The sequence below is a fragment of the Actinoplanes octamycinicus genome, assembly GCF_014205225.1.
Lineage (GTDB): Bacteria > Actinomycetota > Actinomycetes > Mycobacteriales > Micromonosporaceae > Actinoplanes > Actinoplanes octamycinicus.
Genome location: NZ_JACHNB010000001.1, coordinates 2,881,210 through 2,894,447 on the forward strand (window position 1 = coordinate 2,881,210; position 13,238 = coordinate 2,894,447).

Sequence of the window (13,238 nt, forward strand, 5' to 3'; positions counted from 1 at the left end):
CAGCTTAGAAGGCATGCCCGACTTCCAGATCAATCCCACGGCTGCCGCCTTGCTCGGCCTGCTTCACGAGGGGCCGATGACCGGCGGACAGCTCATGGCGGCTGCCGAACGCCGCCTCGGGCCCTACTGGTCGATGACGCGGAGCCAGGTCTACCGCGAATTGCCCGTACTGGCCGAAATGGGGTATGTACGCCTCGGCAAGCCGGGCCCTCGTTCCAGTCAGCCCTACGCGATCACCGCCTCCGGGAAGCGCGCCTTCAGCCGCTGGCTCACCGAGACCCCCGGCCGTGACGCGCTGCGCAACCCGGTCGCGCTGCGGGTCGCCTTCGGCCAGCAGCACAGTGAGGACCAGCTGAAGACGCTCTACACCAACGCCAACCAGTACCACGCGGAGGCGCTGGCGATGGCGAAGGACCAGGCCAAGGAAGTGAAGAAGAACGGTGATCCGTACGGCGCGGCCGCCCTGGAGTTCGCCGTCGCCTACCACAAGGCGGCGCTGAGCTGGCTGAAGACCGTTCCGTCCGAATGAGTTGCCGACGCCCCGGCCAGTGAGCTGGCCGGGAAGCGTATTCTTGAGTGTCGTGACCGCTGCCGACTTCCCTGAGCAACTCAAAGCGCTCGACGCCACCCTCCGCAACATCGAGAACGTCTTGGACGTCGACAAGCTGCGGCGCGACAAGACGGAGCTCGAGGAGCAGGCCTCCGCCCCGGACCTGTGGGACGACCAGGCCTACGCGCAGGAGGTCAACAGCCGTCTGTCGTACGTCGCGGGGGAGATCTCCAAGCTGGAGCGGCTGCGCTCCCGGCTCGACGACGCCGGCCTGCTGCTGGAGATGGCCGAGGCGGAGGGTGACACCGCCTCGGTCGCCGAGGTGGGCGACGAGATCGCCACGCTGACCAAGGCGATCGAGGAGATGGAGGTCCGCACCCTCCTCTCCGGGGAGTACGACTCCCGCGAGGCCCTGGTCGCGATCCGGGCCGGCGCCGGCGGGGTCGACGCCGCCGACTTCGCCGAGATGCTGATGCGGATGTACCTGCGCTGGGCCGAGCGGCACGGTTACCCGACCGAGGTCTACGACACGTCGTACGCGGAGGAGGCCGGCCTCAAGTCGGCCACCTTCACGGTCAAGGTCCCGTATGCGTACGGGACGCTGAGCGTCGAGTCGGGCACCCACCGGCTGGTCCGGATCAGCCCGTTCGACAACCAGGGCCGCCGGCAGACCAGCTTCGCCGGGGTCGAGGTGATGCCGGTGGTGGAGCAGACCGACCACATCGACATCCCGGAGAACGAGATCCGCGTCGACGTGTACCGGTCGTCCGGCCCCGGTGGGCAGAGCGTCAACACCACCGACTCGGCGGTCCGGCTGACCCACATCCCGACCGGCATCGTGGCGTCCTGTCAGAACGAGAAGTCGCAGCTGCAGAACAAAGCGGCCGCCATGCGGGTCCTCCAGGCCCGCCTCCTGGAGCGCAAGCGCCAGGAGGAGCAGGCGAAGATGGCCGATCTGAAGCAGGACACCACCGGATCGTGGGGCGACCAGATGCGTTCGTACGTCCTGCACCCGTACCAAATGGTGAAGGATTTGCGCACTGAGTACGAAGTCGGCAACCCCTCGTCGGTCTTCGACGGCGATGTGGACGGCTTCATCGAGGCGGGCATCCGTTGGCGCAAGCAGAATCAGGTTGCCAGCTAGCGAGATCCATCACGGTGAGCGACCCCACCTGAGCGCTCGGTCAGGTGGGGGCCGTTCGGTTTTGCTGTTGCCGCAGGTGGCGAAGATTCCCGACCCCAGCGGACTTGGCGATTTCGTTACACCGCGTAGACTCCAGTCCCGTGATTCAGCTCGAGAACGTGACGAAGACGTATCCGAAGGCGTCTCGGCCGTCGTTGGACAATGTCAGCGTCGGGATCGAGAAGGGTGAGTTCGTCTTCTTCATCGGCCCCTCCGGTTCTGGCAAGTCCACGATCATCAAGCTGCTGCTGAAGGAGGTCCAGGCGACCCGCGGCAAGGTGGTGGTGAACGCCAAGGACGTCACTACGCTGCGCTCCTGGAAGATCCCGCAGTTCCGCCGCTCGATCGGCTGTGTGTTCCAGGACTTCCGGCTGCTCCCCAACCGCACCGCGTACGAAAATGTCGCGTTTGCCCTTGAGGTCATCGGCAAGACCAAGGCCGTCGCCCGGCGCGTCGTCCCCGAGGTGCTCGAGCTGGTCGGCCTGGGCGGCAAGGAGCACCGCTACCCGCACGAGCTCTCCGGTGGTGAGCAGCAGCGTGTCGCGGTGGCCCGGGCCTTCGTGAACCGCCCGTTGATCCTCCTGGCCGACGAGCCCACCGGTAACCTCGACCCGGACACCTCGATCGAGATCATGCGGTTGCTGGACCGGATCAACCGGACCGGCACGACCGTCGTGATGGTCACGCACGACTCCAACATCGTCAACCAGATGCGCCGCCGGGTCATCGAGATCGAGAGCGGGCGGATCGTCCGTGACCAGGCACGCGGTGTTTACGGCTGAGACCGGCTCCGCCCTATCTATCAACGCTGAACCAGTGACACGCGGAGTCCCGGAAGGATCCCCCCGATGCGCGTGAAGTATGTCCTCAACGAGGTCCTGGTGGGCCTGTGGCGAAACGTCACCATGTCGGTCGCCATGATCATCACCATGTCGGTCTCGCTGACCATGCTGGGCGCCAGCGTGCTGATGTACCTGCAGGTCGACCGCATGAAGGACTTCTACTACGGCGAGATCGAGGTCTCGATCTTCCTGGTCGACAACGTGACCGACGGTCAGCGGCAGGCGATCAAGCAGAAGATCGACGAGAACCCGCTGGTCAAGGAGAGCTCCTACGAGACCAAGGAGCAGGCGCTCGAGCGCTTCAAGGTGCTCTACGCCGACTCGCCCGACTTCGTGGCCGCGGTCAACGTCAACAGCCTGCCCGAGTCGTACCGGGTGAAGCTGAAGAACCCCGAGGCCTACGACCAGTTCGCCAAGACCCTGGAGGGCGAGCCGGGCATCCAGCGGATCATCGACCAGCGCGAGCTGTTGCAGAAGGTGTTCAACATCTTCAACTCGGTTCAGCTGATGTCACTCGTGGTCGCCGCGGTGATGGCGTTCGCCGCCCTGTTGCTGGTCGGTAACACCATCCAGGTGGCCGCCTACAGCAAGCGCCGCGAGGTCGCGGTGATGAAGCTGGTCGGCGCGTCGAACTGGTTCATCCAGGCCCCGTTCGTCCTGGAGGCGGTGGTCGCCGGCCTGATCGGCGCGATCCTCGGGTTCGTCGCCCTGTTCATCGGCAAGATCGTGCTGTTGGACAACAAGCTCCAGGCCCTGACCGCGATCCTGACACCCGTGCCGAGCGGGAACGTCTGGCTGATGCTGCCCCTGCTGGCCGGCGTCGGAGCGCTGGTCAGCGCGGTGACCGCGTGGGTCACGCTGCGCTTCTACCTCAAGGTCTGACCACCGAGTTTTCGGTACGAAAGCCGCGCTCCCGCCCGGGCGCGGCTTTCGTGGCTTTTGCGGCCTAGCGGGCGTTTGGTCAGAGTACGGTGACTTTTCGTGAGGTATCGTCGCCTGAAGTCCCTGCTGGCCGCCGTCCTCTGCCTGCTCACCGTCGTCGGCCTGGGGCCCGCCCCGGCCGTGGCGGCCGCCCGGACCGACCGGGACGACGCCGCCCGGGCCGCCGAGGCGGTCCGCCGGGCCGAGGCGCTGCTGGAGAACGCCGGCGCCACCGCCCGGGCCGCCGCCCGCCGTCTCGCCCTCGCCTCGTCCGCGCTGCCGGGCGCCCAGCACCGGGTGGCCGTCGCCCGCGGCGTGGTGATCGCCACCCGGGTGGAGGCGGACACCGCGCGGGACCGGGCCGCCGCCGCCCGGCAGAGCTACCAGCGGATCGCCGCGGACTGGGCGGCCGCCCAGGACCGGGTGGCCGCGGCCCGCGAGCGGGTCGCCGGGATCGCCCGGTCCAGCTACATGGGCGGCTCGGTCAGCCGGCTCAACCTGCTGGTCTCGGCCACCGCCCCGGTCGACCTGATGGACCGGATGACCCTGGTCGACCAGCTGGTCCACCAGGAGAACGCGGACATGCGGCAGCTGATCGGGGCCCGCCGCGCGGCCCGCGCCGCCCAGGACCGGGCCGGCGCGGCGAAACGGCAGGCCGAGGCGGCCGAGTCGGAGGCCGCCGCCAAGCTGCGCGCCGCGCAGAGCGCCCAGGTGGACGCGGTCCGCGCCCGGCGCGACGTCTACCAGCTGGTGCTGTCCCGCCGGGCGGCGCTCAGCGCGGCCAACGCGCAGCGGGCCGGCGTGCTGGCCCAGTACCGGGCCGCGCTCGCCGCCGAGCGCAGGGTGCGCTCCAGCATGCGCGGCTGGGAGCACCGGTCCGGCTACACCGGGCGCTACCACGGGCGGCTGCTGATGCCGGTGCACGGCTGGAAGAGCAGTGACTACGGCAACCGCTACGACCCGTACTACCGGGTCTGGCAGCTACACGCCGGGACCGACTTCGCCGCCGGGTCGGGCACCCCGATCCGGGCCGCCGCGGCCGGCCGGGTGATCCAGGCCGGGTGGAACGGCGGATACGGCAACTACACCTGCATCAGCCACGGCCGGGTGATGGGTACCGGCTTCTCCACCTGTTACGGCCACCAGTCCCGGATCTACGTGCACGTCGGCCAGTACGTCCGGCAGGGCGAGGTGATCGGGAAGGTCGGCTCGACCGGCGCCTCCACCGGCGCGCACCTGCACTTCGAGACCCGGTTCGGCGGAGCGCCGCGGAATCCGCTGAACTATCTGCCGTCCTGCCTTTGTTAGACTTCCTGGTCGATCGATCGGGGGGACTGCTGGTATGCCACGGGAACAGGGGCGCAAGCTCGTCGCCTCCAACCGCAAGGCGTACCACGACTACGCCATCCTCGACACCTACGAGGCCGGCATGGTGCTGACCGGCACCGAGGTGAAATCGCTGCGCGCCGGGCGCTCCTCGCTGGTCGACGCGTTCGGCCACGAGAACCACGGCGAGATCTTCCTGCACGGCATGCACATCCCGGAGTACACGCAGGGCACCTGGACCAACCACGAGCCCCGCCGGGTGCGCAAGCTGCTGCTCAAGCGCGACGAGATCCACAAGATCATGGGCAAGCTGCGGGACGACGGCGTCACCCTGGTCCCGCTCTCGGTCTACTTCCAGAACGGGTACGCGAAGGTCGAGCTCGGCGTCGCCAAGGGCAAGAAGAGCTACGACAAGCGCCAGGACATGGCCGAGCGGGACGCGAAACGCGAGATCAACCGGGCCATGGGCCGCCGTGCCAAAGGCATGGGCTGAGGGGTATCCTGCCCCGCCAGGCTTGTTGATCACTTCGCGCTCGCCCGAGCTCGACTCGTCTGCGGGGAGACCTGCCGTTGTCCAAGCACAGAGACCGCCAGTTCTTCATCGCCCGCTCGGTGCTCGGCCTGGCCGCCGCCGTCCTGGTCGGCCTGGTGGGGTTCATCGCGGTGCGGGCCGGCGGCCCGGCCGAGGCCGATGACACCCCGGTGATCGTGCAGCCCTCGGCCAACCTGCGAGCCGCCGAGTCGACCACCGCTCCGCGGCTCTCCGGGTCGCCGGTGGCCACCGCCACGCCGTCGCGCCCCGTGTCGCCGTCCGCCTCGGCGTCCTCGTCGGCCTCGCCCTCGAAGAGCTCCGCGTCGCCGGCCCCGTCGAAGACCAGCAAGAGCCCGAAGCCGTCGCCGAGCCGGACCACCGTGCCGCCGCCCGCCCCGCAGGACCTGAGCGTGACCTACTCCACGGTCAGCTCCTGGGACCGTGCCTTCGTCGCCTCGCTGCAGATCACCAACAAGGGCACCCAGGCGCACGAGGCGACGATCACCCTGACCTACCCGTCCCCGGTCAGCATCGGCGGCACCTGGAACGCCCGGGGCACCAGCAGCGGAAACACGATCACGCTCAGCGGCATCCAGGTCGGTCCCGGCCGCTCGATCACGGTCGGCTTCCAGAGCGGCAAGGGCACCGCCGACCGGATCAAGCCGACCGGGTGCACGGTTGTCGGCGGCAGCTGTTCGGTGAGCTAAGATTGTCGAGCTGTGGCACTGATCCAGGGGGTGACTGGTTTCGACTTCGTACGTGGAGACAGGGGAAGCGAGCCGAGGAAGCCGACGTCGTCTCGAGAATCGGTCGTCGGAAACTTATAAGCGCCAACGAAAAGTTTGACGCTGACCAGTACGCTCTCGCCGCCTGAGGCAAGTAGCGTGGTCTGTCGGTCTGGGAGCGCCTCCGTCCCAGCTGCCGGCATCAGCTAGGAGGCTGGCCAATCGGTCCCGGTCGCGGGGACCGTGCGGCGAGATCAATCAGCGACTGGGCCCGTCGTCCGAACTTGCTCACGTGAGTCGGAGGGCCGAGTAGGGACATAGTGAGCTGCGCTCGGAGAAGCCCTGACAAAACAACGAAGGACCCGGGTTCGATTCCCGGCACCTCCACGGCATTGCGGCCCCCTGCTCGCGGACAGCGCGAGCCGGGGGCCGTTTCGGTTTGTCTGCTCCGGGGGCCGAGCCCCCGGAAACCCCGCGTTACGGGGTTGGGATGGCGGCGCTTGCTTGCGGTTCGCTGTGGGCCGCATGAGCGCTGCGCGCGCTCGTCAAGAGCGAACCGGGCTTTCCCGGACCTGATGGATCCACGCGGGCGGGATGTGGATGTCGTATTTCGGCAGCCCGGCGTCGCGAGCCCTGCCTGAGCCGGAGGCCGGGATCGACTTATGTGTGGGCACCTGCAATGGACCAGGCATTTGAGGGCTTCACCGTAGGAGCTTGAGGAATTCGGCTGTGGTCAGGCCGGCCTGGCGGAGGATCGAGGCGAGGGTTCCGCGTTTGACCGTAGGGTGCTGGGGAACCACCGCGACCCGGCCGTTCGGATGTTGGTAGACGGCGTGGCTGCCTTTGGTGCGAACGTGGACGAAACCCGCCCTGTTAAGGGCGTCCACCACTTCGGAGAGGGAGATCGGCTAGAGCTGGACTCATGCGGCCGAGGCGATCTGGAATGCGGTCACGAACGGCGTCGCCTCGATCTGAGGCTGAGAGACCTGCTCCAGGTACAACTCCACCGCTTCGCGAAGATTCGCCAGAGCCTCGTCCAGGGTCTCGCCTTGGCTAGCCACGTCGAGTTCCAGGCAGCGGGCGACGAACCAGTCGTCTTCCTGGTGAACTGCGGCGGTCAGCGTTCGGGTCATGGGTGTCTCCCGCAGGGTGCGCTCAGGGTCCTCATTCTAGGCGGCCGCCGACGATGTCCGGTTGCCCGAGCGTGTCTCTGCGTTCCTGGTTCGGTGTGGGCTTCGTCGGGCGCTGCGAGCGCTCGCCAGGAGCGGACCGGCCATGCTGTGCTCCGGTGGTCCTACGCGGGCAGGACGTCGATGTCGTATTTTGGTATCTCGGCGTCGCGGGTCACCAGCGTCATGCGTTCGACCTGGGCCTGGGCGATGAGCATGCGGTCGAACGGGTCTCGGTGAATGAGCGGGAGGCGTCCTGCGGCGATGGCGTGTTCGGCGGAGACGTCCAGATGCCGGAAGCCGCTGTCGCGGATGCGCTCGGGGAGGTCGGCCGGCTTCTCCAGCTTGCCGATCGACTGCTTGATGGCTACCTCCCAGATTGTTGCTGGGCTGATGTAGACGTCCGGCTCGTGGTCGAGTCGTTCCTTGATCTCGGCGGCGAGCGTCGGGTCGTCGGTGAGCCACCAGAGCACGATGTGGGTGTCCAGCAGCAGGCTCATGCGAGACCGAAATCCCGGGCGATGGATTCGTTCGTCGCGGGGGAGTCCCAGTCGTCGGCCATGACGAGCTGGCCGGCAAGAGAGCCTCGGCCGGACCTGTCGACCCGGCGGTTGAGCGGGATCACCTTGGCGACGGGCGTGCCGGCCCGGCTGATGATGATCTCTTCGCCGTGCTCGACGCGGTCGATGATCCGCGAAAGGTTCGTCTTCGCGTCGTGGATGTTGAACTGCGCGGCTGCTTCCGGCATCGGCGGCCTCCTTAGCTAAGAGGTTAGCCCGGCGGCCGAGCGCTGCGCGAGATACGGACGCTGAGCGGCGCGAACCTCCTTGGCCGGGCAGGGAGACTTCTTCAAGCTAGCTCTTTTGGGTACGAAGTCCGCCTTTCGGGACTCCGATGGCAGCTTTTTTGGGGGTTCTTGTCCGGATCGGGTGGGGGTGGGGATCTGGAGTGGGTGGAACTGATCTCGGAACCCGGGAGGGCCGGACGATGAAGACCGAGGATCCGCCGCGATCTGGTGTGGCGGGGCGGCCCGCCGCTTCCGGTGAGCCTGCCGTTTCCGCTGGGCAATCCGTGTCCGGTGGGGCGCCGCGTTCGGATGGGCAGGCCGTGTCCGGTGGGGCGCCGCTTTCGGCGGGGCCCGCGGGGCCCGCCGTGTCGGCTGGGCGGCAGCGGCTGATTGTGGTGGCGGTGTGCCTTGGCATGGCTATGAGCTTTGTCGAGGTTACGGCGGCTATCGCTACGCTGCAGCCGATCCAGCGGGAGTATGCGGTGGCGCCCGGGGACCTGAGCTGGGTGTCGAGTCTGTACGCGCTGGTGGTGGCGGCGCTCGTGCTGTCCGGTGGGGCGCTGGGCGACCGGCTGGGGCGGCGGGCCGTCTTTCTCGCCGGGGTCGGCGCGATGGTGGCCGGCGACCTGGTGGTGGCTACCGCCGGCGGGTTCGGGCAGGTGCTGGTGGGGCGGGCGATCAGTGGGCTCGGCGGGGCGCTGATCCTGCCCACGTCGCTGGCGATCCTGGTGGTGACCTTCGCGAACCCGGCGGTCCGGGCCCGGATGATCGCCGTCTGGGTGTCCGCCTCCGGGCTGGGGCTGGCGCTGGGGCCGCTGCTCGGCGCGCTGGTGGTGCGCGGGGCCGGCTGGCACGCCGCGTACCTGATCAACCTGCCGGTGGCGGTGGCGACCGTCGCGGTCACCTGGTTCGCCGTGACCGAGTCGCGGATGCCCGGGCGGCGGCTGGACGTACCGGGACAGCTTCTTGCGGTTGCCGGGCTGGGCTCGCTGGTCTACGGGATCGCGGTCGGTGGGCGGGAGAGCTACACCGAGCCGATGGTGGCCGGGGCGCTGCTGCTGGCGGTGCTCTGCCTGGCCGGCTTCGTGCTGGTGGAGCGCCGGCGCGCGGCGCCGATGTTCGACCTGGCGCTGCTGCGGGAGGCCCGGCCCGCGGTCGCGCTGCTGGTCGCCGGGATCGGCCTGTTCGGTTTCGTCGGGGTCAGCTACCTGCAGATCCTCTACCTGCAGCGAGTCGACGGGTTCGACCCGCTGGGCGCCGCCGTGCGCCTGCTGGCGCTGACCTTGTCGTTCCTGGTCGCGACGGTGGCGGTCGGCGCGCTCGCCGGACGGATCCCGGCCGCCCGGCTGCTGCTGACCGGGCTGCTGGCGGCCGGCGCCGGCGCGCTCGCGCTGCTGGCCGAGGACCCGGGCTCGCCCTACTGGCGGGCGGCGCTGGCGCTCGGGCTGACCGGGCTGGGCTGCGGTCTCGTGGTGGCGCCCTCGACGGCGGCCGCGCTGGCCGTGGTGCCGCCGCCCCGGGCGCCGGGCGCGTCCGCGGCGGTCACCGTGTTCCGCCAGCTGGGTTCGGTGTTCGGTACCGCGGTGCTCGGCGCGGTGCTGGCCCGCCGGTTCGCCGGGGAGCTGCCGGACGCGCTGCGGGACGCCGGGGTGCCCGCCCCGGCCGCGGATGCGGTCACCTCGGCGGTGGCGTCCGGGCGTACCGGGTCGAGCGGCAACGCCGCGATCGGCGACGCCATCGACGCCGCCTTCACCAGCGGGGTGCACACCGCGCTCGCCGTCGCGGCCGGCACCTTCCTGCTCGGCGCGGCGCTGGTGGCGGCGGTACTGCTGCGCCCGGCGCGCCCGGCGCAGTCACCGGCGCCGCCGATTTCCCGTTAGGGTTCTGGATCATAGGTGGGCGTCGCTGGACCAGGCGGCGCCCCGGTCCGCGTATGTGTTCCGGCCTGAAGAAAGGCAACCAGGAGAGACATGAGCGACCCGTACCTGAGCGATGCCAGTCGAATCATCGCCGGAGTTGTCCTGCTGACCATCGTCACCATTGAGATCGGTGGTTGGTTCATGACCAAGATCGCGCGCGGCGCGGTGGAGATGACGCCATTTCAGAAATCGTTCGCCCGAGCCGGTCACGGGCACGCCGGGGTGCTGGTCATTCTGAGCCTGATCACTCTGGTCCTGGCCGATCTGGGCGGCCTGGACGGGGCCGCCGGATGGGTCGCCCGGATCTGTGTCCCAGCGGCCGCGGCGGTGATGTCCGGTGGTTTCTTCGCCGCCTCGGCCGGGCGTGACAGGACCGAGCCGAACGGCGCGATCGCCATGGTCTACCTGGGTGCGCTGCTGCTCGCGGTGGGGGTGGCCACGCTCGGGATCGGTCTGCTGACCGCCTGACCGACAGCACCGGCGCCGGCCTCCCCGTACGGGGAGGCCGGCGCTTTTTCGTCGGCGTCCCCGCCGTGTCCTAAAGCGGCAATGCCGCCAGCGGACACCCGCAATCCATTGCCCGGCGCTCGCCGGGCATTTACGTTTCTCTTCAGAACCGTACGGCGCAGGTTGCCGCCGGCGAGGTTCCCCGCATTGAGAGGTATCAGCCCTCTGTCCCGTCATTCACGCGTTTTCCGCAGGATCCACAAGACCGTGACAGGGGACTGTAATGAGCACTTCGGTTGCCGTGGTCGGCGCGGGTGTCGCCGGTCTTTCAACCGCCTATCACCTGCCCGAGGACATCGACGTCACCGTCTACGAGAAGAACGATTACGCCGGTGGTCACGCGAACACGATCGAGGTCGACGAGAACGGGAAGCGTCTGGGCATCGACACGGCCTTCGTCGTGTTCAACGCACGCACCTATCCGCAGCTGAGCCAGTTCTTCGCGGACCTCGGCGTGGCCACGCTCGACCACCAGGGCGGCTTCAACTTCTTCGACGTGGACAGCGGCCTGAACTACGGCACCGGCGAGCTGGCGCTGGACGAGGACGTGGTCCGGGCGAAGTACCCGCAGGCGTTCCAGACCATCTGGCGCGAGGCGAAGCGGTTCCACACCGAGGCGCCGCGCGACTTCCTGCGCGGGCGCTCGAACGTGCCGCTCGGCGAGTACCTGGACCGCAACGGCTACAGCGACGAGTTCAAGTACAGCTACGTGGTGCTGCTGGCCACCGCGGTCTGGTCGGTGCCGGCCGAGCTGATCTGGGAGATGCCGGCCACCACGGTGATCGCCTTCTACATGTCGCACGACGAGGGCGGCCTCGGCGGGAAGTCGGTGAACTGGAAGACCGTCGACGGCGGCAGCATCAACTACGTCCGGCGCATCGTCGAGTCGATCCGCGGCCGGGTCCGGCTCTCCGAACCGGTGATCGGCATCCGCGACGACGGCGACCGGGTGGTGGTCACCAGCACCGGCGGCGCCCGTGAGTACGACTACGTGGTCCTGGCCACCCACGCCGACGAGGCCCTCAAACTGCTCGAGCGCCCGACCGGCGAGCAGCAGCGAGTGCTGGAGACGGTCCGGTACAGCGCCACCAAGGCGGTCCTGCACACCGACCCGGCGGTGCTGCCGGCCGACCGCAGCCGGTGGCAGAGCTGGAACTACGGCAAGAAGACGGTGGACGACCGGGTCCGCACCTGGGTCGCCTACTACATGAACCCGCTGCAGGACCTGGACGCCGAGCGGGACTACTTCGTCACGCTGGACTGCCCGGTGCAGCCGCGCGACGAGACCGTGCTCAAGGAGATCGACTACACCCACCCGGTGATCGACCTCGGCGTGCGGGCGATGCAGAAGACCATCTACGACGTGAACCGGACCGGCCGGATCAAGCTGGCCGGTTCCTACTTCCACTCCCCGAAGATCGGCCCCGACCTGGTCGGTTCGCACGAGGCCGCGTTCGTCTCCGGGCTGCACGCGGCGCGCCGCGTCGAGGTGGCCCGCCAGCAGGACACCACCGGCGACGCCCGGTGACCGGCACCGAAACCGTCGCAGAAGCAGAAGCAGAAGGAGGAGTTCCGATGTCCCAGAGCACCGTGCTCACCGCCGGCCAGATCCAGCAGTGGCTGGTCGAGAAGCTGGCGGTCCGCCTGAACGTCGCGGCCGACAGCATCGACGTCAACCAGTACTTCGACGAGTTCGACCTGGACTCCACCGAGGCGCTGATCCTGGCCGGCGAGCTGGAGAGCTGGCTCGGCTTCGAGATGGAGGCCACCGCGCTCTGGTACCACCCGACGATCGCGGCCCTCGCCGAGCACATCGCCGAGGAGCACGCCCGCCATGTCGCCGGTGCCTGACCGGCCGCCGCGCCGGCCGGCCCCGGCGCTGGTCACCACCCTGGCCGACGGTGGCCCGGCGCCCCGGTTGCAGGTGCACGCGGTGCATCCGGGGGCGATGCCGGTCACCGGATGGCACGGGCTGGCCGCGGAATTGCCCGGCGACGTCGCGCTGGACGTCGCCGTCCTGGACGCGATCCCCGAATACCTGCACGCCGCCGACCCGGCCGGTCGAGTCGACCTCGACCTGCCGGGCCTGGCGGCGCGGGTGGCCGCCGCCCTGCCGGACCGGCCCGGTGTGCCGACCGTGCTGGCCGGCTGGTCGTTCGGCGGGGTGCTCGCCTACCAGCTGGCGGTCACCGCCGAGCGGCGGCGGGCGGCGCTGGTGCTGCTGGACAGCATCGCGCCGGTGCCCCGGTTCGGCGACGCGGAACGCGACCTGGTCGACGGGGACATGCTGATCCGCTGGTTCGGCATGTACCTGTGCGCCAAGCGGGACGCCGTCCTGCCGGCCGGCGTGGACCTGCGCGCCGGCTCCGAACCGGAACGGCTCCGGCGGCTGCTGCGGTGGTGTGTCGGGGCCGGCGTGCTGGCCCCGGAGACGCCCGAGGCCGGTCTGCTCAAGCTTTACCGCACGTTCCTCGGCGGGCTGTCCCGCAACAACCGGATCGTGGCCGGATACCGGCCGCCGCCGGCCGAACTGCCGGTCACGCTGCTCAAACCGGCCGGCTCCCTGCTGCCCGACCACGACGCCCTGGGCTGGCCGGACCTGGCCGGCGGCCGGTTCGCGATGCACGGCTGTACCGGAGATCACTACACGATGCTGCGTGAACCGTCCGTCTGGCGGTCGGTCGCGGATCTGGTTATGCAACACCACTTCTCCCGCAGCGAGGGCACCCCACTGCGCCGGCAGGCTCCGGCACCGACCTCCTGACCGTTGAAAGTTT

Annotated in this window: 16 protein-coding genes and 1 other RNA gene; 13 read left to right on the top strand and 4 right to left on the bottom strand. The window is 69.2% G+C overall.

Going from position 1 to position 13,238, the window contains the following annotated elements:
* The first annotated feature begins 13 nt into the window (after positions 1–13).
* The 8 genes from BJY16_RS12945 (at position 14) to ssrA (ending at position 6,469) form a co-directional block, all read left to right on the top strand.
* Positions 14–529: a PadR family transcriptional regulator gene (locus BJY16_RS12945; RefSeq protein ID WP_185039698.1), complete on the top strand. Its 516-nt coding sequence runs from the start codon at positions 14–16 to the stop codon at positions 527–529.
* A gap of 52 nt (positions 530–581) precedes the next feature.
* Positions 582–1,694 carry a peptide chain release factor 2 gene (gene prfB, locus BJY16_RS12950; RefSeq protein WP_185039699.1) on the top strand — a complete coding sequence of 371 codons (1,113 nt, stop codon included), beginning with the start codon at positions 582–584 and terminating at the stop codon, positions 1,692–1,694.
* Between the two features lie 140 nt (positions 1,695–1,834).
* Positions 1,835–2,515: a cell division ATP-binding protein FtsE gene (gene ftsE / locus BJY16_RS12955; protein ID WP_185039700.1), complete on the top strand. Its 681-nt coding sequence runs from the start codon at positions 1,835–1,837 to the stop codon at positions 2,513–2,515.
* A 66-nt stretch (positions 2,516–2,581) separates the two neighbouring features.
* The gene (ftsX, locus tag BJY16_RS12960) at positions 2,582–3,457 is read left to right on the top strand and encodes a permease-like cell division protein FtsX (protein ID WP_185039701.1); all 876 of its coding nucleotides are present in this window, start codon (positions 2,582–2,584) and stop codon (positions 3,455–3,457) included.
* 99 nt (positions 3,458–3,556) lie between these two features.
* Positions 3,557–4,804: a M23 family metallopeptidase gene (locus BJY16_RS12965; protein ID WP_185039702.1), complete on the top strand. Its 1,248-nt coding sequence runs from the start codon at positions 3,557–3,559 to the stop codon at positions 4,802–4,804.
* Between the two features lie 34 nt (positions 4,805–4,838).
* A complete protein-coding gene (gene smpB, locus BJY16_RS12970) occupies positions 4,839–5,315 on the top strand; it encodes an SsrA-binding protein SmpB (protein WP_185039703.1) in 477 nt (158 codons plus the stop codon).
* A gap of 77 nt (positions 5,316–5,392) precedes the next feature.
* Positions 5,393–6,061: a cellulose binding domain-containing protein gene (locus BJY16_RS12975; protein ID WP_185039704.1), complete on the top strand. Its 669-nt coding sequence runs from the start codon at positions 5,393–5,395 to the stop codon at positions 6,059–6,061.
* A gap of 26 nt (positions 6,062–6,087) precedes the next feature.
* Positions 6,088–6,469: a transfer-messenger RNA gene (ssrA, locus tag BJY16_RS12980) on the top strand.
* Positions 6,470–6,780: 311 nt separating this feature from the next.
* Here ssrA and BJY16_RS48950 read toward each other — a convergent pair.
* The 4 genes from BJY16_RS48950 to BJY16_RS13000 form a co-directional block, all read right to left on the bottom strand.
* On the bottom strand, positions 6,781–6,969 hold the full coding sequence (locus tag BJY16_RS48950) for a type II toxin-antitoxin system HicA family toxin (RefSeq protein ID WP_203759041.1): 189 nt from the start codon (positions 6,967–6,969) through the stop codon (positions 6,781–6,783).
* A 30-nt stretch (positions 6,970–6,999) separates the two neighbouring features.
* Positions 7,000–7,212: a type II toxin-antitoxin system HicB family antitoxin gene (locus BJY16_RS12990; RefSeq protein ID WP_185039705.1), complete on the bottom strand. Its 213-nt coding sequence runs from the start codon at positions 7,210–7,212 to the stop codon at positions 7,000–7,002.
* Between the two features lie 161 nt (positions 7,213–7,373).
* Entirely contained in the window at positions 7,374–7,748 is a 375-nt protein-coding gene (locus tag BJY16_RS12995) for a type II toxin-antitoxin system VapC family toxin (protein WP_185039706.1), read from the bottom strand.
* A complete protein-coding gene (locus BJY16_RS13000; protein ID WP_185039707.1) occupies positions 7,745–7,996 on the bottom strand; it encodes a type II toxin-antitoxin system Phd/YefM family antitoxin in 252 nt (83 codons plus the stop codon). The genes BJY16_RS12995 and BJY16_RS13000 overlap by 4 nt, the downstream gene beginning before the upstream one ends.
* Before the next feature lie 452 nt (positions 7,997–8,448).
* Between BJY16_RS13000 and BJY16_RS13005 the strand changes: the two genes are divergently transcribed.
* From BJY16_RS13005 to BJY16_RS13025, 5 genes are all read left to right on the top strand, one after another.
* Positions 8,449–9,915 carry an MFS transporter gene (locus BJY16_RS13005; protein WP_185039708.1) on the top strand — a complete coding sequence of 489 codons (1,467 nt, stop codon included), beginning with the start codon at positions 8,449–8,451 and terminating at the stop codon, positions 9,913–9,915.
* Between the two features lie 90 nt (positions 9,916–10,005).
* The gene (locus BJY16_RS13010) at positions 10,006–10,422 is read left to right on the top strand and encodes a hypothetical protein (RefSeq protein WP_185039709.1); all 417 of its coding nucleotides are present in this window, start codon (positions 10,006–10,008) and stop codon (positions 10,420–10,422) included.
* A 262-nt stretch (positions 10,423–10,684) separates the two neighbouring features.
* Complete coding sequence (locus BJY16_RS13015; RefSeq protein ID WP_185039710.1) at positions 10,685–11,989, top strand: NAD(P)/FAD-dependent oxidoreductase; 1,305 nt, start codon at positions 10,685–10,687, stop codon at positions 11,987–11,989.
* Between the two features lie 47 nt (positions 11,990–12,036).
* Entirely contained in the window at positions 12,037–12,312 is a 276-nt protein-coding gene (locus BJY16_RS13020; RefSeq protein WP_185039711.1) for an acyl carrier protein, read from the top strand.
* Entirely contained in the window at positions 12,296–13,225 is a 930-nt protein-coding gene (locus tag BJY16_RS13025; protein WP_185039712.1) for a thioesterase domain-containing protein, read from the top strand. The genes BJY16_RS13020 and BJY16_RS13025 overlap by 17 nt, the downstream gene beginning before the upstream one ends.
* Positions 13,226–13,238 lie beyond the last annotated feature (13 nt).

What these genes read in the sequence shown, in the direction of transcription:
- BJY16_RS13005 (WP_185039708.1), top strand. Translation starts at nt 8,449, where the DNA reads ATGGCTATGAGCTTTGTCGAGGTTACGGCGGCTATCGCTACGCTGCAG.
- BJY16_RS13010 (WP_185039709.1), top strand. Translation starts at nt 10,006, where the DNA reads ATGAGCGACCCGTACCTGAGCGATGCCAGTCGAATCATCGCCGGAGTT.
- BJY16_RS13015 (WP_185039710.1), top strand. Translation starts at nt 10,685, where the DNA reads ATGAGCACTTCGGTTGCCGTGGTCGGCGCGGGTGTCGCCGGTCTTTCA.
- BJY16_RS12995 (WP_185039706.1), bottom strand. Translation starts at nt 7,748, where the DNA reads ATGAGCCTGCTGCTGGACACCCACATCGTGCTCTGGTGGCTCACCGAC.
- smpB (WP_185039703.1), top strand. Translation starts at nt 4,839, where the DNA reads ATGCCACGGGAACAGGGGCGCAAGCTCGTCGCCTCCAACCGCAAGGCG.
- BJY16_RS12990 (WP_185039705.1), bottom strand. Translation starts at nt 7,212, where the DNA reads ATGACCCGAACGCTGACCGCCGCAGTTCACCAGGAAGACGACTGGTTC.
- BJY16_RS13025 (WP_185039712.1), top strand. Translation starts at nt 12,296, where the DNA reads ATGTCGCCGGTGCCTGACCGGCCGCCGCGCCGGCCGGCCCCGGCGCTG.
- BJY16_RS13000 (WP_185039707.1), bottom strand. Translation starts at nt 7,996, where the DNA reads ATGCCGGAAGCAGCCGCGCAGTTCAACATCCACGACGCGAAGACGAAC.
- BJY16_RS13020 (WP_185039711.1), top strand. Translation starts at nt 12,037, where the DNA reads ATGTCCCAGAGCACCGTGCTCACCGCCGGCCAGATCCAGCAGTGGCTG.
- BJY16_RS12945 (WP_185039698.1), top strand. Translation starts at nt 14, where the DNA reads ATGCCCGACTTCCAGATCAATCCCACGGCTGCCGCCTTGCTCGGCCTG.
- ftsX (WP_185039701.1), top strand. Translation starts at nt 2,582, where the DNA reads ATGCGCGTGAAGTATGTCCTCAACGAGGTCCTGGTGGGCCTGTGGCGA.